Raw genomic sequence first — 21,171 nt, 5'->3', positions numbered from 1 at the left:
ACCTCTTATTTTGGAAAGTGTACGAAGAGTTTGCCTTTTTTATCAAACGTCGGCACACTTTGACATAAATTGTTTACAATCTGCGCTTTTACAGCGCCACACATCATTTCAAAAGTCGTCATTGCAACTCTATGATATTCAAAGATGGCATTGCGCTGGCCATTCTGTCTGTTGTTAATGTTATTGCGAAGTTGTTGTAAAGCATCTACTTGATCAATCCAGTGACTGTCAATTGCCTTGAGAATGACCTTTTGCATAAAGCGCACGTACATATAGTGATTACCAATGAATCGTTCTTGCTCGGCCAAACGTTCTTCAAACAAGGCGACCAGCATATCTACTACTGTTTGCTTATTATGTAAGTTCATGCCATTCAAGTCACCATCATATTGAAAACTGATATGCTGATAGATATACGTCTGCAATGCCGTATGTGTATGCAATTGATGTCGATGATATGCTTCTTGAAACACATCACGTGCTAGAGCAATCAAGGATTCCTTAGTCCATTCAGACTGTTTCAGTACGCGATTGCGCTCAGCATAGACAATCTCCCTTTGTGCACTAATACTTTTTTCATATTCATTCGCCATCTCTCGAATATGCTCACCTTGTTCCTCCGACACACGTTGTGCACGTGTGACAATCTGCTTCACACGCTGTTGAAACAAACGACTCTCTCGCAACATCTCGTTATCCACTCTGTCTAATTGCCCATCTTCTAACAACTTGTGCTTGCCCCATCGCTCCACGATATAATCTTCTAGTGAAATGTAAAATTGAGACGTTCCTGGATCTCCTTGACGTCCAGCACGTCCACGAAGTTGTCGATCAACACGACTATTCTCCATATGTTCGCTTACTATGACCGCAAGACCGCCGAGTGCCTTCACGCCTTCACCCAGTTTGATATCCGTACCACGCCCTGCCATACTTGTTGCTACTGTCACTGCACCCAATTGTCCCGCTTCAGCAATCATTTGTGCTTCTTTCGCTACATTTTGCGCAATCAACAAGTTATTCGGAATATGCCGTTCAAAAAACTGCATAGAAAAATACTCTGCTGTCTCAGCTGTCCGTGTAATCAACAAAACTGGACGTTGCTGTTGATGAAGTGCACATACACGTTCAACAATGGCATTATTTTTTGATACATTATCCTTGAATACACGATCAGACATATCTATTCTTTCAATCGGCTTATCTGTTGGAATTTGCACGACAATTTTGTGATAAAGATCAAAAAAATCCTTTTCACCGAGCTTACTTGTTGCTGACATCCCAGAAAACACTTCAAACTGTCTGAACAAGTTTTGAAAGGTAATCGTTGCCATAGCACTCATATCCACTGATATGTCGACACCTTCTTTTGCTTCAATCGCTTGATGTAGTCCGGATTGTAACTTCGTTCCCGGCAACATGCGTCCTGTAATACGATCAATCAATACGACTTCACCGTTGAATAGAAAATAATCTAAATTCTCCTCGAAAAGATGACGCCCCCTCAACGCCAAATTGATATTACGTACGAGATCAAACAGTCCATCTTCATAAATATTTTCAACACCGAAATAGTGATTCGCTTCTGTAATCCCTTCTGGCGTCAGCCATACCGTCTGTTCATCTTTCTTAATTTCATAGTGAATATCTTCTTCCAAAGTCTCTACGAATGTCTTTGTAATACCAAAAAGATTAGACTGCAGTCGTGGTGCACCTGATATGACTAACGGTGTTTGTGCTGAGTCTAAAACAATCGAATCGACTTCATCAATAATCCCAAAGTAGAGTGACGGTAAAAACTTGGATTCAAGGCCATCAGCAAGATTATCAATCAAATAATCAAACCCTAAGCGTCCATTTGTTGTATAAATAATGTCATGCGCATATATCGCTGCTTTCTCACCTGGCGCATACTCATAATCAGGTTCATCGACAAAACCGAGCGAAATAGATAACCCAAGCCATTCAAACAATGGCGTCATCTCTTCACAATCACGTCGTGCCAAGTAATCATTCGTCGTGATCAAATACGCTCCCTGACCCGTTAAACCATTCAGATAGAGTGGCATCGTTGCAGTGAGTGTCTTACCTTCCCCCGTCTGCATCTCAGCAATGTGTCCTTCATGCAGCACAATGGCACCTAACACTTGTACATCTTTCGGATACATTCCAAGAACACGCCAACTCGCTTCACGTAACACTGCATACGCTTCTGGCAACAGAGATGTGAGTGTCTCTCCATCCGCAAGTCGTTCACGAAATATTTGCGTCTGGCGTTTTAACGTCTCATCACTCGCTTGTCGAAACGTATCCTGATAAGCATTGATCCGCTTCAATGTCTTCTTTAGTCGGGATAATCGTCGTTTATTGACGATCTTATCCATCTGTCGTCTCATCATACGTCCCCCCGTTCAACTGTTCCATATCCAAATATTGCAGCTGATAACTCGGTTGCAACAAAGGTGTGACAATCGACATTGGAAAGTCAAATACATCTGTTCGTCCATATTGTCTTACATCCACTGTTGTTACCTTTTCTGGCATACTTTCAGTCACCCAAGCCGTCTCTCCCATAGCTGCTGCTAATGTATATGCCATTTGATTCGATTGCCGAGCATAACCAATAAAATTTAGATGATACCCTTGTTGTAATGGACGTAAGCAATGGGCAATCTTATCTTGCGTATCATAGCCCCAATGTTCAATGAGAATCACATTGTCCCATCCTGCAATCACATCTCGTGACAGCCCATCAGATTCCTGAAAAACGACATTCATCACTGTGCTATGCGCACTTTCTTGATATATGGGAGAAATATAAAGTTCTGGTTCATTTCTATGATTTTCATCATACTCACTGATTTCTATCGATCGAAAATGCACCTGAGTCACAGCCGCATTAATCAGTTGTAATTCATATGTAAAAGCTTCTGTTGGGTATGTCACTACAATTTCTTTACTTTTGATGATGAGCGACTCCAATTCTGTCCCGTTTCGTCGTTTGAAGATCATTTTCGCATAAAGATGACCTTCGGGTATTACATCATAATCAAAGCGGAAACGATAAGTTTGACCATGTTTCAAAATCGGCAACTGTGGCACCATTTTCTCCATCGTATAATCAGTAATCATCTTCCAAGCATGCATCACGATTCCCGAAGGCATGCGCGCATTTTCAAACACCGTCTCACCTTCATGAAATATGAGCCGTGTTCCGTACATAAACGTATCGGATGCAACCTCTCTCCATCGAATCACATGACTTTTATGATACATTTTCACGTCTCCTTCCAAACTGTTGCTCCAGAATCATATGAAAGAAATTTACAAACCAACTTGTAATGGTTGATGAATCATCATTATGACGTCCTGGAACGCCACGACTCATCACACGTGCATGCTGTCGGCTTAAAATGGGGAGCATCATATCAAATGCTTGTCGGTCATAATCGTCATGGGCCATGTATGAAATCGCAAATGTCGTCTTCGATAAATCTGTGTGAGTAAACTTATTCCAAAACTTTTGATTCATCATTGTAAGTGATTCATCTGTCAAGTCGCCTGTATTTTTATAGATCACGTCAAGGGCTGTTCCAAAGTCTTCCGGACGTACGAGTGCCATATTTTCTGCAATAGTTCCAAGATTTACTAAAGGCTTCCCAACAACTACTGCGGCAGGTTGCATTTGCGCACCGTAATACAATGCACCAAAAGATCCCATCGATAATCCTGACAAGATGAGGTCCTCTCTTTGAAAACCGAGTTCGTCCAATCGCTTCTGAATAACATCTTTAATCGCCTGTTCGTATGAATCGGAACCGAGATAAAAAGCACCACCTTCTGTACGTGGGTCTCCAATCAGCATGAAGGGAGACTGGAGTTTATTCATCATAAAATAGCCTTCAAATCCTTCCGCAGAGCGATAACCACTAAAATATACATTGAGTGGTGGCTTGCGATCACCCGGGTTAAAGTAGTGAATAAATTCATCTGTGTTCTCATTCACATAGCGTTCACCACCTAAAATAAACTGTCCCATATCAAGTCGAGACCATCGTTTATGAATGGCGCCAACACGGATAACACCTTGTCCTTTTGCACGCATGCTGACAACAATATACGCATCTTCTTCTCTCGGTGAAATCTCCAGTGGTACTTTCAAATCATCCTGTCGACGAACAAACACCGTATCTACTTCATTGTTCGAATTAAATGGCACAAGATGGAAAACATACTCAACTTCGACACCTTCCGATACTGTATACTGAGGCCATATTTGTATGATTTTATGATGGTCATAGATTAGATTTTGTTTCCATGAGAGTAGTGGACGCATCTCTGTACCAAACTCTCCTTGAACGACTAACACATCGTTGCCCTCATAATGACTAGCCCCTTTGAAGTCAGCATTCACCTGACATTGAATGGGCGAAACTTTATCCCCATATTGCCCGGGAAATGCGACAGCCTTCAACTTACGATGTCTATCACTGTCATCTTGATAAACGAATGGACGAATGACTTTTTGCTGAATGAGTGAATGATTTTTGAACTGTTCATTCCAATACATTTGATCAATATACGTTGAATAAGGTTCACTATAACGTTCGAAAACTGTCATTAACATCTCTGAATAGGGCGCTTGAACGTAAATTAGGTCGAATGGCTTCCACTCTGCCAACGCATCGATGTCACTCACCCCTTCTATCGATGGTATAAAATGCCATTCTGTATCCTTTTGTGGTATGAAATACGTCGTCTCATCTATACCACCAATCTGTAACACTTTAAATTGTCGTGCCATCTGTTTCACCTTCTATCAATCCATCTAACTGCGCAATAATCTTATCTGACGTATATTGCTTTGCTAACTTCATCGCATAGGCATAACTTTGATTCCAATTTTTAAGATGTTTTAAATACACATCTAATGCTGCAACAAGCTCTGTCTCATCTGCTACTACACAACCATTCATCCCGTGTGTGACATAATCCGTTGTAATCCTATTAATTTGTGGAAGCCCTGCACTTAAACAGCAGATTTGTAAGTATAGGTCCGGTTCTTGGGACAAATCGACAACAACACGTAATGTTGAAATTGCTTCAATCAAATCAGATTCGAATGGTAAATACTTCATTTTGACATAATCAATCGGTTCTGGTTGTTCCATTAAATCTGCTTCTGTTTCAGAAACCGTATTCTGTGCGTTTAATTGTCTATTCACACGTGCGATTGCTTCATGTATCCATTGTGGATGTGCATGTATTTTCTTTTTCGTTAATAGTGTTAAGCGTAAAGTGTCGTCTTGTTCAAGATAACCCACTAGTTGTGACCACATCTGTTGACACATTGCTTCATCTTCAATATCTAACCATACACCAATATACGTTTCATGTAGTTGACTACTAATGTTCGACATCGTTTGAACATCAAAAGGTGTCACACGCATGATAGGATGTTTCATTTGCACAACTGCTTGATGCGCTGTTAATACTCGCTCATTTTCAAGAGTATCCACTAACCAATAAATGTCAGAAGCAGCATGTGGTAATGTCCGTTCATCTAGATACTCTCGTTGTTGAAATACAGAAAAACAGAGCTTATGCAGTTCGAACAACGATATAATCATCTGTTGATGTCGCTTATCTGCCGCCGCAATAACGACATCATCCGCTTCAAGTACCGTTGTACAATATGACTTCAAATATTCATGAATCACTGATGTCATTGATTGATATTGATTGTGTTTAAAATAATCTTGGTATCGACCGTTCACTATGACACTGCCTGACTTCAAACACTCCTGTAAGATCCAATCACCCTCACCTGTAAGGTAACGTTGTTGCAAATCTTCACCAGACTCATCGAAATAGATGACACTCGATACAAAACCACGGTCATCAATCAAATAACGATATCGTCGGATATTTTGTTGAAACACCTCTATCCAAATCACATAGCCATCTTGGTTGAAGTGAACATTAGCGTACATATTATTCGGCATATAGGCACGTATCATTTGAGAAAGGTGCAAAAACTCCGTCCCTTCTGGCCAATCTAACTCACGATAATCCACCGCACGAGGTGTACGATGAGTAAAACCTTGAATGGCATCAAAGACAGACCAATACGTCACATCATAAAGATCATATCGATGTAGAAATGTGCGTAAATCCGGTGCATAATTGGGTATGATTAATTGAAACGGGCTTTTATTTTTACGATGCATCGACATGAGACTGATCATATCATCGAAGGCAGTCACAGTCCGTCTATGGATGAGTGGCTTTGCATTACTCTGCCACCAACGCTGCGCATCATACCAAGCCGGTATAAAATACTTCATCTTAAGCTCCTTACCAATATTTTGTTAAAAACTGCTGATATTTATCGAAATAGAAATAGGTCCGAATCGTCTCTGCGATATTCATACCGATGTACATCAAAATCATAAATTGAATCGCAAAATAAACTTGTTGTGACAGATGTGGCAACATTAATGATAGGTAGAGTGGTATACCCATAATCAATCCAACAATAAGTGACCCTGTCCAACAGATAATACGTGCCCTTTCATGAAGATACACTTCAGTATCTACACCCGGCGAAATACCTTCAAAATAATGTCCGCCTTTCAGGAACTCCTTTGACTTTTGCTTCGTATTAATGAGCAAACGTGAGAGTCCATACCCCAACAGAATCTGTATCACGATATATAGCGTAACTCCTATCGGATGACTAAGCTGCGTTAGTGATATGTTTTCAAACGTTCCAGTTAGAAAAAACATCGCCATATTCAGCAAACTATTGATCAGAATATAAACAGACAAACTCATCATAATCGTAATACTACCTGCTGGATTCAACTTCCAAGCAACAAATGATGACAGCTGTGTTTGTTCTACTTGCATGATGTTGTAATATGACAGACGGTACTCTACTAATTCTAGGAATAACAAGATGATCATAACTATCACAATCGCTCCAATAACGAAAAACATCATATGTCTATCCATTGAAAAAGTAGACACCTTCTGATGAAAAAGCGTTCTAATAATACTTATCAACACAATGGGCATCGCGCCTGCTATGCCATATCGCACATTTTGATCTGCCAGCCAGATGAGCATCATTGCCCCTGTAACAAGAATAAGTAACAACATCCATACATTGACCTTCTCTAACTGTTCGTCACGTATATATTGATGAATGACAAAATAGCCTTGTATAAGACTAAAAATAAGCGTCAACCACTTTTCTTGACAGTGTTGTTCTCGACGTGTTTGATGCAACATCTTCTCACTATTGCGGTAGCGCCATAACATTAAGAGCACCAATGCCGTCAACCATGGCCCCAACCCCAATGTGAATATATTCAAAGTGTTGATATTGCCACCCACATTCGAAATCGCCAGACGATAAAATGACTGATTATACACTCGTACACTCGATTCATCTACAATCGTCACATGGCTACCTAATATGTATATCAATAAAATAAACAACGTAAACGCTGCTCTTTTATAAACAACTTTATATTCGTATTGATAAAAAATACGATGTAATAAATTCTTTTTCACTTTAGACCTCTTTTTTAACATGATGTCAAAGAGACAGTCGGAGTGGGGCAAAAACTTGATATTGATTTTTTGCCCCAACTCTCTGCCTCTTTAACGCATGTTTTCTTACTTATAATCTTGTCTACTACTCTTGATGTTCATCTTTTCTAGATCGTTTCATGAAACCTAATCCACCAAGCATTGCAGCAATTGCACCCATCATACTTATATGGTTAGAAGATGCCACTTGACCTGTATCAGGAAGTTGTTCTTTGACCGGCACTTTGGCAGGTTCTTTGACAGGTTCTTCTACTTTTGGTACATCTTTCGTGACTAAGCTATCTGTTGGTGGCACATGTAATAACGACTCACTCGTATGAACCGATTTACTCATGGATATTGAGTTACTTGGCGATACCGAGTTACTTGGCAACTTGGACTCACTTGTATGTGTTGAAGTTGAATCCGAGTGGCTAATCGGTGCCAATGACGGTGCATGTGGCGCTATGCGGAAACTATTCGTTGGTGCCAATGAATTTGTCGTAACATCACTAATCAATATCGATGTGCTTAACGATACTGAGTCGCTTATCGATAAAGAATCACTTACTGATGCTGAATTACTTTCACTTATTGATAACGAGTTACTTACTGATGTTGAATTGCTTACTAAAATTGATGTACTTTCGCTGGCTGAGTTTGAGTCTCTCAACGACCCTGAGTCTCTTAACGATGTTGACTCGCTTTCACTCACTGATACTGAATCTCTCTCAATATTTTCTGAGTTACTTACTGATGTTGATGTGCTCTCACTGGCTGAGTTTGAGTTTCTCAATGACTCGGAATCTCTTAACGATGTTGATTCGCTTTCACTTGCTGAAACTGATGCACTTCCACTTACTGATTCAGATTTTCTTATTGATGTCGAATTGCTCTCGCTTGTTGATGACGAGTCTCTCAACGACTCGGATTCTCTTAACGATGTTGATTCGCTTTCACTCGCTGATACTGAATCTCTCTCAATATTTTCTGAGTTACTTACTGATGTCGAAATACTTCCTGAAATGGATGTACTTTCACTGATAGATTCAGAGTTTCTTATTGACGTCGAATTGCTCTCGCTTGTTGATGACGAGTCTCTCAACGACTCGGATTCTCTTAACGATGTTGACTCGCTTTCACTTGCTGAAACTGAATCTCTCTCAACATTTTCTGAGTTACTTACTGATGTTGAAATACTTCCTGAAACTGATGCACTTTCCCTTACTGATTCAGAGTTTCTTATTGATGTCGAATTACTCTCGCTTATTGATGATGAGTCTCTCAATGACTCAGATTCTCTTAACGATGCTGAGCTACTCTCACTTGTTGATACTGAATCTCTCAATGAATCTGAATCTCTTAACGACGTTGATCCACTTTCACTCACTGATACTGAATCTCTCTCAACACTTTCTGAATTGCTTACTGATGTCGAATTACTTCCTGAAACTGATGCACTTCCACTTACTGATTCAGAATTTCTTATTGATATCGAATTACTCTCGCTTATTGATGATAAGTCTCTCAATGACTCTGATTCTCTTAACGATGTTGAAGTACTTACAGAAATTGATGTACTCTCGCTTGTTGACTCAGAGTTTCTTGACGACGTTGATTCACTTTCGCTCGCTGATAACGAATCTCTCTCAACATTTTCTGAGTTACTTACTGATGTTGAAGTGCTTCCTGAAACTGATGCACTTTCCCTTACTGATTCAGAGTTTCTTATTGACGTCGAATTACTCTCGCTTGTTGATGACGAGTCTCTCAATGACTCGGAGTCTCTTAACGACGTCGATTCACTTTCACTCGCTGATATCGAATCTCTTATTGATTCGGAGTCTCTTACTGATGTTGAGTTACTTGCTGAAATCGATGTGCTCTCGCTGGCTGAGTTTGAGTCTCTCAACGACTCGGAGTCTCTTAACGATGTTGAGTTACTTACTGATGTCGAAATACTTCCTGAAACTGATGCACTTTCACTTATAGATTCAGAGTTTCTTATTGACGTCGAATTGCTCTCACTTGTTGATGATGAGTCTCTTAATGACTCTGATTCTCTTAACGATGTTGACTCGCTTTCACTCACTGAAATTGATTCTCTCTCAATATTTTCTGAGTTGCTTGCTGATGTTGAGTTGCTTACTGAAATTGATGTGCTCTCGCTTGTCGATACTGAATTTCTCAACGACTCGGAATCTCTTACTGATGTTGAGTTGCTTGCTGAAATTGATGTGCTCTCGCTTGTCGATACTGAGTCTCTCATTGATTCCGAATTCCTTAACGATGTTGACTCGCTTTCACTCACTGAAATTGAATCTCTCTCAATATTTTCTGAGTTACTTGCTGATGTCGAATTACTTACTGACACTGATGCGCTTTCACTTATAGATTCAGAGTCTCTTATTGACGTCGAATTACTCTCGCTTATTGATGATGAGTCTCTCAATGACTCGGATTCTCTTAACGATGCTGAGTTACTCTCACTTGTTGATACCGAATCTCTTATTGATATTGAATTGCTTTCACTCGCTGAAACCGAATCTCTCTCAACATTTTCTGAGTTACTTACTGATGTTGAAGCACTTACTGAAACTGATATGCTTTCGCTTGTTGACTCAGAGTTTCTTGACGATGTTGATTCGCTTTCGCTCGTTGATACCGAATCTCTCTCAACATTTTCTGAGTTACTAACTGATGTCGAAATACTTCCTGAAACTGATGCACTTTCACTTACTGATTCAGAGTTTCTTATTGATGTCGAATTGCTCTCGCTTGTTGATGACGAGTCTCTCAACAACTCGGATTCTCTTAACGATGTTGATTCGCTTTCACTCGCTGATACTGAATCTCTCTCAATATTTTCTGAGTTACTTACTGATGTCGAATCTCTTATTGATTCAGAGTCTCTTAATGATGTTGATTCACTTTCACTCGCTGATATCGAATCTCTCTCAACATTTTCTGAGTTACTTACTGATGTTGAATTGCTTGCTGAAATTGATGCACTTTCCCTTACTGATTCAGAGTTTCTTATTGACGTCGAATTGCTCTCACTTGTTGATGATGAGTCTCTTAATGACTCTGATTCTCTCAACGATACTGAGTTACTCTCACTTGTTGATACCGAATCTCTTATTGATATTGAATTGCTTTCAATCGCTGACTCAGAGTCTCTCATTGATTCCGAATTCCTTAACGATACAGAATTACTTTCACTTACTGACTCAGAGTTTCTTATTGATGATGAGTCTCTCAATGACTCAGAGTCTCTTAACGATGCCGAGTTACTCTCACTTGTTGATATCGAATCTCTTATTGATTCAGAGTCTCTCAACGATGCTGAATCTCTTTCACTGACTGATACCGAATTACTGGCTTCCATCGAATTTCTTACTGAAATTGATGTGCTTTCACTCGTTGATTCGGAATTTCTCAACGATGCTGAGTTACTCTCACTTATCGATATCGAATCTCTTATTGATGTTGATACCCTTTCACTTTCACTTGTTGACTCACTCGCACTTATTGAGTTTCTTCTTACATTTTCTGAGTTACTTGCGGATGTTGATTCGCTCTCTGACAACAATTTGCTTGCGCTCGCCGATTTACTTCCCGAAACCGATTCACTTTCTCTTGTGCTGATCGATAACGATGTACTTTCGCTTGTCGACACTGATTCTCTCAACGACTCTGAATTTCTTATCGATTCAGAATTTCTTAACGACGTTGATTCGCTCTCACTTGCTGAAACTGAATCTCTCTCAACACTTTCTGAATTTCTTGCTGAAGTTGATGTACTTTCACTTATAGATTCAGAGTCTCTTATTGACGTCGAATTACTCTCACTTGTTGATGTTGATACTCTTTCACTTTCGGACGTTGACTCACTCGCACTTATTGAGTTTCTTCTTATATTTTCTGAGTTACTTTCAGATGTTGAGATACTCGCTGATGTTGATTCGCTCTCTGACAAGGATTTGCTTGCACTCACTGATTTGCTTCCTGAAACTGATTCACTTTCTCTTGCGCTGATCGATAACGACGTACTTTCACTTGTTGATACTGAGTCTCTCAACGATGATGAGTCTCTTTCACTGACTGATACCGAATTGCTTGCCGAAATTGATGTACTTGTACTTACAGATTCTGAGCCTCTCATTGATGCTAAGTTACTCTCACTTGTTGATGTTGATACTCTTTCACTTTCGCTTGTCGATTCGCTCGCACTTATTGAGTTTCTTCTTACATTTTCTGAGTTGCTTTCGGATGTTGAGATACTCGCTGAAGTTGACTCACTTTCTGACAACGACTTAATTAAGCTTGCTGACTTACTTCCTGAAACTGATTCGCTCTCTCTTACGCTAATCGATAACGATGTACTTTCGCTTGTCGACACTGATTCTCTTAATGATATCGAGTCTCTCTCACTTACTGATTCAGAGTCTCTTAATGATGCTGAGTCTCTTTCACTGGCTGATACCGAATTACTGGCTTCCATCGAATTTCTTACTGAAATTGATGTGCTTTCACTCGTTGATTCGGAATTTCTCAACGATGCTGAGTTACTCTCACTTGTCGATATAGAATCTCTTATTGATGTTGATACCCTTTCACTTTCGGAGGTTGACTCACTCGCACTTATTGAGTTTCTTCTTACATTTTCTGAGTTACTTTCAGATGTTGAGATACTCGCTGATGTTGATTCGCTCTCTGACAACAATTTGCTTGCACTCGCTGATTTGCTTCCTGAAACTGATTCACTTTCTCTTGTACTCAACGATGTTGACGTACTTTCGCTCTCTGACAATGATTTACTTGCACTCGCTGACTTGCTTCCTGAAACTGACTCACTTTCTCTCGTGCTCAACGATGTTGACGTACTTTCGCTTTCTGATAACGATTTACTCACACTCGCTGACTTGCTTCCTGAAACTGACTCACTTTCTCTTGTACTCAACGATGTTGACGTACTTTCGCTCTCTGACAGCAATTTACTTGCACTCGCTGATTTACTTCCTGAAACTGATTCACTTTCTCTTGTACTCAACGATGTTGACGTACTTTCCTTCTCTGACAATGATTTACTTGCGCTTGCCGATTTGCTTGTTGAATCACTTAATGATGCTGATGCACTTGTACTTGTTGAACGGCTAATTGAGTCACTTGTATTCACACTTGCTGAGCGACTCACAGATTCTAATGCGCTGATACTTTCAGATAATGACTTACTTGCACTTGCTGATGTGCTCACTGAATCACTTAATAATGCTGATGCACTTGTGCTTGTGGATTGGCTGATTGAGCTACTTGTGCTCGCACTAATTGAACTGCTCACAGACTCCAATGCACTGATACTTTCAGATAGTGATTTACTTCCACTTGTTGAAATAGATGTACTCAAGCTCGCACTTGATGACGCGGATATACTTTCACTAGTTGATACAGATGTTGATTTAATTGCTGAGATTGATGCACTTTCACTCGCAGCAAGTGAGACACTTGTACTGTCAGACAATGATGTACTTCTACTTGTAGCTGCCGATGCACTTTCACTTGCAGCCAATGATGCGCTTGTACTTGCTGAAATACTTTGACTCTCGCGTTGGCTTATTGATTGATCACGTTCACTAATAGATTGTGAGTTACTTGTTGAGACACTATTGATTAATGACTGTCGCTCAGATTGGCTTCTTGAGTCTCTTTCTGAGTTAGACAGACTTGTACTTCTCGATACACTATCGCTAATGCGTTCACTGTCTCTTTGCGAATTACTTGTAGATATACTATCTATCAACGACTCACGTTGCGAAAGACTTCTACTATAACTATCATAGCTTGAATCACGCTCCGATATACTTCTAGAGTCTTGTTCTGAAAGGTGTTGACTATATGAAAGACTTCTTGAGTCTATCTCGCTAAAACGACGACTACCTGATTCGTATTCACTCTCTTCAGTAGAAATCGATATAGATTGGGAAACAGAGTGAGAGTAATCAGCATTACGTGAATCAATTTCACTATATAGTTGACTCAGTGATACAGAACGACTATTCGCTGCATCATCACTCATTGACTCTCTAATAGAAATGCTTTGTGATCTTGAAGTGCTGCTCTGCTCTTCAATTGCAAGTGATTGACTACAATACTGACTGTGTGAACGGCTATAAAAATCACTGATAGACTGTTCAATATACGTGCTTTCCGATGCACTTCTTGATTCACTTACCGATGTCCAACTTTCGCCAAGACTACGTGACTCACTCTCGCTTAATCTCCGGCTATTCGATTGTATTTCACTCAATTCCTCAGATTGTCTAATAGAAGTACTTTCTGATTCTTCTGCTGTTGGATTGTAACCACCATCTACAATATTCCCTGAGCTATCATTCGGCTTAAGAATATCGTGGAAGTAGTTCACGCGTCCTTGTGATGGATCATCTTGTGTACCATGTGGAATGAAACAATATTCTAGATCTTGGGATGCATCTGAAATAGGAACTGTCACGATAGAAGTTAAACCATAACCTTGATTCGCAATCGGCCCTGTTAAAACACCAGACGTCCAAGTATAGTCTTGTGTCCCATACCAATCATGAACAGCGACATTTTGAGACTTACCGTCTTTAAAAACATCTGTGTTGTAGCCTGGTAACGTAATACCAATTCTAGCCGGTACCGGTGCACCAAACCCTGGACTTAACTTCAATACTGGGAACGTTCCTTGTCTTGTACTCGTAATCGTTACATCTCTTGGTAGTTCTGGTGTTTCAATGTATGGCGTATCAGGATTGTCATAAGAAACCGTATAAATGAATGTCAGTTGGTGTCCATCATTGAGCACTTTCAACTTATAATAAATTGGTAGATTTACCTTTGTATCTCGGCCAGAACCTGTAAACACTTGCTCAGCTGGAATTCTTGATGCTGTACTATAATATGAATGGTGTACAGAACGAAACGCTGTGCCCCCAAAATTTTGAAGGTCGTTTTTGATAATTTTAGAAATATAGGTTGGCTGTGAACTTACAGCCTTATCTGTTGATGTATGTACTGGAGTATGTTGTGTTCTTGCTATAAGTGATGTTGGCTGTTCTGAACTAGCACTGTCTGAAGTTGTTGTTCTCGTAGAAGTGTTTGATTGTTCATGTAGTAATGAAGTCGACGTTTCACTATCTAATATAGAAGTATGTGTGTGCTCAGATGATGTTTCCGAAGTCGATTGACTCTCTGATACTTCTGAAGTAGATGTTGATTCACTACTTATTGATTGTGACCTTGTACTGTCTGCAGACTGTGATATATCACTGCTATCTGTGATTTGATCTTCGCTTAATACAGAAGCTTCACTTCCAACTTGTGAGTCATCAATAGTTGCAGATTCACTCTCTGATGTTTGCGATTGATCAATTGTCACTGAAGTTTGATCTCCAATGGTTTGACTATGTACTGTAATTTCCGATGCGATAGGGGCTTCTGATGCTGCTAAAGCATGTTGATCATGCAACATATTGAAAGTAAATAAACCACCCGATATGGCAGTGGTTTTTAACGCATTGTCTTTGATTCGGCTACCGATAGTTGTCGTATCATTGTTTGTTTTATCAACCGTATCAGTTAACAACGACAAGCCTAGCATCTTTAGCAACTTAAATTCTCTAATTCCTGCTTTGACCCAGCTTTTTCCAGACTTATACAAACGTACTCTGGCTTTTTCTTCACTGAGACATCTTTTAAATTCTCTCAATTTTCTCGTCATTGCAAATCTCCCGTCAATAATTTTGATATCAACATAGCCTATATCCTTCTCTTGTCTATTGAAATATAGAGCTATTCTGATATTCTACACACGGTCGTTTTTTGATACAACTAAATAATTATTTTTATTTAAATGATTAAAATACAATGTTTAAATGAAAATTCAATGAGAATTCGTTAAATAACAAGGCGACAGAAAACTCATGTTTCTGCCGCCATAGATGTGATTCGCAATAAAATATAGTCACTTGCACAATAAAAATCATACAATGATATTGTAATATTAACCGAAAAGTTTGCAATTATATAAAGTTTGAAAAGCTAATTATTAAATCTATTACACATCGCTTGAAAGAATTAACTTTAACCTTTCCAAAAAGAATTGGGCACTGGTGGATAAAGGCTTGCCACGTTTCCAAATAACACTCAACTTAGAAGTAATCTGGGGTTTAAGGGGAAGAAATATCAAGTCCGTACCTGTTGTATTGATAATCCCATCCAGTGTCACTGCATGTCCAACATGTTCCTGCACGAGCAACGAGGCGTTATAAAGTAAATTGTATTGCGCTACAATATCTAATGATGTTTCATCAAGCCCTAATTTGTTAGCAAGCATGCGTGTCGTACCTTGTTGTGCAGATACGATGAGTGGCAAGCCGACTAATTGTGTTGCCGTGACACTTTCATATTGTGCGAGTGGCCCATCCTTTTGTGTCAATACACCCCATACGTCTTCATCATTCAACGATAAAGTTTCATATTCAACCTTGTTAATCGGCTCTACAATCACACCATAGTCTAACAGACCATTATCTAGCTGTTCCAAAACTTGTTGTGCATTACCACTTTGAATATGAAAGCGAGTATTCGCATACGTCTGCTGAACATCTTTTATCGCTTTGGCAATTGAAATAACCGCTCGAGACTCTGCTAATCCAATCGTGACAGTTCCGTACATATCATGGCTCTTGGCTAAATTTGATGTTGTCGCATCAACAAGGTTTAAAATATTCTTCGCTTGTTCAGCCAAGTAACGACCTTCTTGCGTTAATGTCATATGTTTTCCTTTTCTCTTGAACAATGTCACATCTAATTCCTCTTCTAAACCTTTCAACTGACGAGACAATGTTGGTTGAGTAACATGTAGTAACTGCGCAGCTGCACTGATATTTCCTTCTGATACAACCGTTAAAAAGTAACGTAAGACTCTGTTTTCCATCTTCTCACTCCCATGCTTTTAAGGCATAATACTCCATTCAATATAGGTATTGGTAATATAATCCACTTCATTATACGATAGTTTTACATACTTTTTATACTGATTGGGGTGAAACAAATGGTTCAATATTTATGGGACGATATACTCATCGGTACACCGATTCATGTCGACAATCCACTTTTCACAAAAATTCATGAAGTGGTCAATGCAAATGCACAACGCATTATGACTTTGAATACACAACCGGCAACACAAGAATTACAACACCAACTATTAGAAGAGATAACCGGGCATCCGATTGATTCAACCCTTCAGGTCAACCTACCTTTCAATACAGACTTTGGCAAACATATCTCAATCGGCAAACATGTGTTCATCAACAGCAACGTCATGTTTACAGATCTCGGTGGTATCACACTAGAAGATCACGTATTGATTGGACCACGTGTCAACTTGATAACAGTCAATCATGATATCGACCCACAAACGAGACGGTCGCTCGTCTTGAAACCTATTACGATTAAGCGCAATGCGTGGATTGGTGCAGCTGCAACGATTTTACCGGGCGTCACGATTGGTGAAAACGCAGTGGTAGGTGCCAATGCTTTAGTCACGAAAGATGTTCCACCAAACACCATTATTGCTGGTAACCCTGCACGTATACTAAAAATGATTGAATCTTCATAGGAGGCGTTATTATGACATACACAACACATTTACACATCACACAAGCTTGGGACAAAGTATTTCCAAAAAGTGATAAAGTAATCCATTCAAAAGTCACATTTCCGAACCGCTTCGGCATTACACTTGTTGCAGATTTATATCTTCCTAAAGATGCCGGTAACGAACAGTTACCTGCACTTGCAGTAAGTGGTCCATTCGGCGCAGTTAAAGAACAATCTTCTGGCCTATATGCACAACAAATGGCAGAGAAAGGATATCTCGCAATTGCATTTGACCCCTCTTATACTGGTGAAAGTGGGGGCACACCACGTTACATGGCTGCACCAGACATCAACACAGAAGACTTCCAAGCTGCCGTTGACTTCCTAAGTAACCACCATCTTGTCGACAAAGAACGTATTGGACTTATTGGTATATGCGGTTGGGGCGGCCTTTCATTAAATGCCGCAGCGATTGATACACGTGTCAAAGCAACAGTTGCTACCACTATGTACAATATGAGTCGTGTGAATGCGAAAGGGTATTATGATGCAGAAGACAGCCCAGAACAACGCTTAGAAAAGAAAAAACAACTCAATGCACAACGTACGCAAGACTTTGCTTCTCAAGATCCAGAACTTGCTGGTGGTGTGGTTGATCCATTACCAGACGATGCACCACAATTTGTAAAAGATTACTATGCGTACTACAAACAACCACGTGGTTATCATCCACGTTCATTAAACTCAAATAGAGGTTGGTCTATCACAATACCCCTCTCATTTATCAACACACCGTTGTTACATTACATCGATGAATTAGAAAGTGCTGTACTACTCATTCACGGTGATGCTGCACACTCATTCTATTTCAGCGAAGATACGTATAAACAACTGAAAGGTGATAACAAAGAATTCCATATCATTCCGGGTGCATCTCATGTAGACTTGTACGACCGTCTCGATATCATTCCTTTCGATATAATCGATGACTTTTTCCAAAAACATTTAAAATAAACGCACAAAAGCCGTATCGTTCAAGCAATGTATGCTTGTGATACGGCTTTTTACTGAATTTATTTAAAAAGTTGTGACATCACACGATTGAAGTCTTTCACACTGACTTCATGTACATGTGCTTTTTGATACGTCTGTCGTGCTTTGAAGTAACGTGGCTTGCGCTGAATATCTTTCAATGCTTGTATCAGTTCTGAAACACCTTGTCCTTCTTTACTGAACAAGTTTTCAGGTGCTGTAACGGCCTTATTATGGGCATTCTGCTCATATCCTAAAACGAGTAAGTCATGATCAAATGCTCTGCGGACAGCATTAATAATCTCGCCACCTTCATTAATATCTAAATAAATGTCGCATGATTGATAGAGTTGGTTCACCGTTCCAATCTCAATGGCAGGGAAAAGTTTAACGTTGTCGTATCTTTCCATTGCCATAAGCTTATCCGACATTTCAGTGACAGCACCGATATGGAACGTCGCATTTGGGCAAGCTTCTACTATTGCTTCGATATGTGGCAACTGATCTGAGTTAGTCATCGTGACAACTTTTGGTTGATACATATTTTGGCGCTTATAGTCATAAATATAGCCACCTTTAAACACATATTGACGTTCTGCTGCTGACATCTGCTGCGTCAAAACATCATATTCTTGTAGATCTGGTACAACGACACGATATTGTCTCGTATGATGATTTTCTAACATCAATTTCATATTTCCCGGGACATTGCCATCGCTCTGTTCTTGCCAGAATAAGATGTCGTTGCCATGCATATCTAAACGATAACTCAGTAGGAATGGCATACCTAACGAATTGATGATAAAACCATTCAAGTCCAACTGCAATGAATTGATAAAAAATTGTAGAAATTCAACTTTATCGCTGAAGTGATGTGACTTACCTTGCCAATTGAGGATGATCGATTGCGCCACATAATTCTCATAGATCACTTCATATCCCTGTTGGTCTAGGTATCTACGGAATATCTTCTCACCTTTTAGATTGTAGACTGTCTTCGCAAAGCAAACACCTTCTTGTGTGTAATGATCCACATATTGTAAACGCCCCTGTTCATCTATCCATTCGACACGATCCACAATACGTGGTTTCAAACCTTGATGGTAACGAATCTCACCACGTACTTTCCCCATATCCTTGATCATTGCTTCACTGTTATTTCCGTCAATTTCCCAGTAGCGTGGAATATCGATTTGATTGAAGTACCGAGACTTGGCATTGTCTGAAATCTGATACTCTGCAAAATAACGATACGGTGTGATGATGGATGCTGGTAAAAATCCGTTATCTTCCAAAACAATCGTCTCATGCTTGTAACCAGCAAGTTGTAACGTTGTATACAGTGTTTGCGCTTGATGATCAAAATGCTCAAATAGATTAATCATGGGACACCTCCGAAATCAAATCTTGCCATTGTTGTTGCACATCTGGTGTAAGGTATGGACGCGCTAATTGATATGACACTTGATGTGGTTCACTTGGTCCATCATTAAAGAATCGAATGATTTGTTCCGCATAACGTGCCACAATCTCATCTGTGCTCTCTTCTTTCACGTCAATAGGGATGAGATAACCATTCTGTTCATTTCTAATGAATGTCGGATTCCCATAATTCACATCAAAACCAATCATACCGAGTCCAGAGCCAACCGCTTCTAACAAGGTTAATCCAAATCCTTCACTTGTTGACCCTGATACGAACAGTTTATAGTTCGCATAAACATCGTCCAACTTAACGTGCCCTTTTAAGTGAATAAACTCTTGGGCATGATGCTCTTGAATGAGTGTTCGCAACGTTTCCTTTTGACCGCCTTCACCATAAATGTCGAACTGCAACTCTGGCACTGATTGTTTCGCAATGATTGCCGCACGTACGAGCCAGTCAATATGCTTTTCACTTGCCAGTCTTGATGCGCTAATCATCGAATACGGGCGGCGCTTAGCGTTAGGTTGTTTGAGTTCATGCACACTGCCTACTGGAATCGTTACAATTCTCGGCGTTGCATCCAAATACTTTTTAAATTGTTCTGTTAAAATTTGATTTTGTAAGTCTGTCGCAGTGATGTAAAAGTCAATTTCATCATGTTGTGCAAATTGATATTCATAGTAATTGTTCCACAAGATATGATCATCATCCGTCGCATTGATACTGAAATGTTCTGCATGAACGACGACCCCTATTTTGGCAGGTCCTATGTTTTGTAAAATAGCTTGTCCTACTTCTGTTGCACGATCAAGAATGACGATATCTTCGGAATTTAAGTTCAACTGTTCGATAAAGTACGCAATAAACGCTTCACGACTGTATAACTTGTTATTTGGAAAGTCATACATATTCGTCTGACCGTCAATATATTCCGTATATGCAACTGTGCCATCTTCATTATAAAACTGACGCATATACACCTTTGCCTTTTGATCACTTGGCGCATAGTACTCCGAAAAAGTACGTACGTAACTGTAAAAATCTTTACGTACGAGCATACCGTTCACAACAAATTCTGCACGGTCCACAATGTCTTGATCTGCATACTTCAAATAACAAGTAATAAAATTCTGTTCACCCGGTAAGTAGAGACGCTTGATCTTCCCTTCATGCGTCTCACGCTCCACAGATTCAGCAATATCATTCACGATATCGGTCACAGTATATGTTGTTGGCGCAACTGGGATATCTGTAAAGTATTGATAGAGCCAGATCACTTCATCATCTTTGAACCCAATATTTTCTGTCAATGTCTGGATATTCTCATTATTAATAAACTCTAAAAATACAAACTTCGTCGATACATTCAGTTCTCTTAGGAGCTTTGCTCGGTAACTTTGGGCATACTCTACGCCACTACTCGCCCAGCCAATACCAAAGTTAACATTATAAATTGTCACGTTTCA

General features: G+C 39.7%; 12 protein-coding genes and 1 pseudogene. 3 read left to right on the top strand and 10 right to left on the bottom strand.

Annotated elements, in window-relative coordinates; all coding sequences use genetic code 11:
* Window positions 1-5 precede the first annotated feature (5 nt).
* The 6 genes from secA2 to C7J88_RS10595 form a co-directional block, all read right to left on the bottom strand.
* A complete protein-coding gene (gene secA2, locus C7J88_RS07695; protein ID WP_095115070.1) occupies window positions 6-2,396 on the bottom strand; it encodes an accessory Sec system translocase SecA2 in 2,391 nt (796 codons plus the stop codon).
* Complete coding sequence (gene asp3 / locus C7J88_RS07690) at window positions 2,377-3,276, bottom strand: accessory Sec system protein Asp3 (RefSeq protein ID WP_095115069.1); 900 nt, start codon at window positions 3,274-3,276, stop codon at window positions 2,377-2,379. Before asp3 ends, secA2 begins: the two co-directional genes overlap by 20 nt.
* Complete coding sequence (asp2, locus tag C7J88_RS07685; protein ID WP_095115067.1) at window positions 3,266-4,804, bottom strand: accessory Sec system protein Asp2; 1,539 nt, start codon at window positions 4,802-4,804, stop codon at window positions 3,266-3,268. Before asp2 ends, asp3 begins: the two co-directional genes overlap by 11 nt.
* The gene (gene asp1 / locus C7J88_RS07680; RefSeq protein ID WP_095115065.1) at window positions 4,788-6,347 is read right to left on the bottom strand and encodes an accessory Sec system protein Asp1; all 1,560 of its coding nucleotides are present in this window, start codon (window positions 6,345-6,347) and stop codon (window positions 4,788-4,790) included. Before asp1 ends, asp2 begins: the two co-directional genes overlap by 17 nt.
* A 10-nt stretch (window positions 6,348-6,357) precedes the next feature.
* The gene (gene secY2 / locus C7J88_RS07675; protein ID WP_095118095.1) at window positions 6,358-7,602 is read right to left on the bottom strand and encodes an accessory Sec system protein translocase subunit SecY2; all 1,245 of its coding nucleotides are present in this window, start codon (window positions 7,600-7,602) and stop codon (window positions 6,358-6,360) included.
* 103 nt (window positions 7,603-7,705) lie between these two features.
* The gene (locus C7J88_RS10595; protein WP_142380986.1) at window positions 7,706-7,954 is read right to left on the bottom strand and encodes an LPXTG cell wall anchor domain-containing protein; all 249 of its coding nucleotides are present in this window, start codon (window positions 7,952-7,954) and stop codon (window positions 7,706-7,708) included.
* On the opposite strand from C7J88_RS10595, the gene C7J88_RS10590 reads away from it, so the two are divergent.
* Window positions 7,953-13,199 carry a hypothetical protein gene (locus tag C7J88_RS10590; RefSeq protein ID WP_188595401.1) on the top strand — a complete coding sequence of 1,749 codons (5,247 nt, stop codon included), beginning with the start codon at window positions 7,953-7,955 and terminating at the stop codon, window positions 13,197-13,199. The two genes, C7J88_RS10595 and C7J88_RS10590, sit on opposite strands and share 2 nt — an antisense overlap.
* A gap of 2,018 nt (window positions 13,200-15,217) precedes the next feature.
* On the opposite strand, the pseudogene C7J88_RS10790 reads toward C7J88_RS10590, so the two are convergent.
* Window positions 15,218-15,361 (bottom strand): annotated as a pseudogene (locus tag C7J88_RS10790) (KxYKxGKxW signal peptide domain-containing protein); the annotation flags it as partial.
* 336 nt (window positions 15,362-15,697) lie between these two features.
* Window positions 15,698-16,579 (bottom strand): LysR family transcriptional regulator, encoded by an 882-nt coding sequence (locus tag C7J88_RS07660; RefSeq protein WP_095115064.1) that lies wholly within the window; start codon window positions 16,577-16,579, stop codon window positions 15,698-15,700.
* A gap of 117 nt (window positions 16,580-16,696) precedes the next feature.
* Here C7J88_RS07660 and C7J88_RS07655 point away from each other — a divergent pair, with 117 nt between their 5' ends.
* Both C7J88_RS07655 and C7J88_RS07650 read left to right on the top strand, forming a co-directional pair.
* Entirely contained in the window at window positions 16,697-17,266 is a 570-nt protein-coding gene (locus C7J88_RS07655) for a sugar O-acetyltransferase (protein ID WP_095115063.1), read from the top strand.
* 11 nt (window positions 17,267-17,277) lie between these two features.
* Complete coding sequence (locus C7J88_RS07650) at window positions 17,278-18,261, top strand: alpha/beta hydrolase (protein ID WP_095115061.1); 984 nt, start codon at window positions 17,278-17,280, stop codon at window positions 18,259-18,261.
* 59 nt (window positions 18,262-18,320) lie between these two features.
* On the opposite strand, the gene gtfB is transcribed toward C7J88_RS07650, so the two are convergent.
* Together gtfB and gtfA are read right to left on the bottom strand one after the other, a co-directional pair.
* The gene (gtfB, locus tag C7J88_RS07645; protein WP_095115060.1) at window positions 18,321-19,664 is read right to left on the bottom strand and encodes an accessory Sec system glycosylation chaperone GtfB; all 1,344 of its coding nucleotides are present in this window, start codon (window positions 19,662-19,664) and stop codon (window positions 18,321-18,323) included.
* Entirely contained in the window at window positions 19,657-21,165 is a 1,509-nt protein-coding gene (gene gtfA / locus C7J88_RS07640; protein WP_095115058.1) for an accessory Sec system glycosyltransferase GtfA, read from the bottom strand. The genes gtfB and gtfA overlap by 8 nt, the downstream gene beginning before the upstream one ends.
* Between the last annotated feature and the right edge of the window lie 6 nt (window positions 21,166-21,171).

The sequence above is a fragment of the Staphylococcus muscae genome, from assembly GCF_003019275.1.
In the GTDB taxonomy this organism is placed as follows: Bacteria; Bacillota; Bacilli; order Staphylococcales; family Staphylococcaceae; genus Staphylococcus; species Staphylococcus muscae.
The sequence above is the reverse complement of the archived record's forward strand: the minus strand, read 5'-3'. Positions and strand labels throughout refer to the sequence as shown.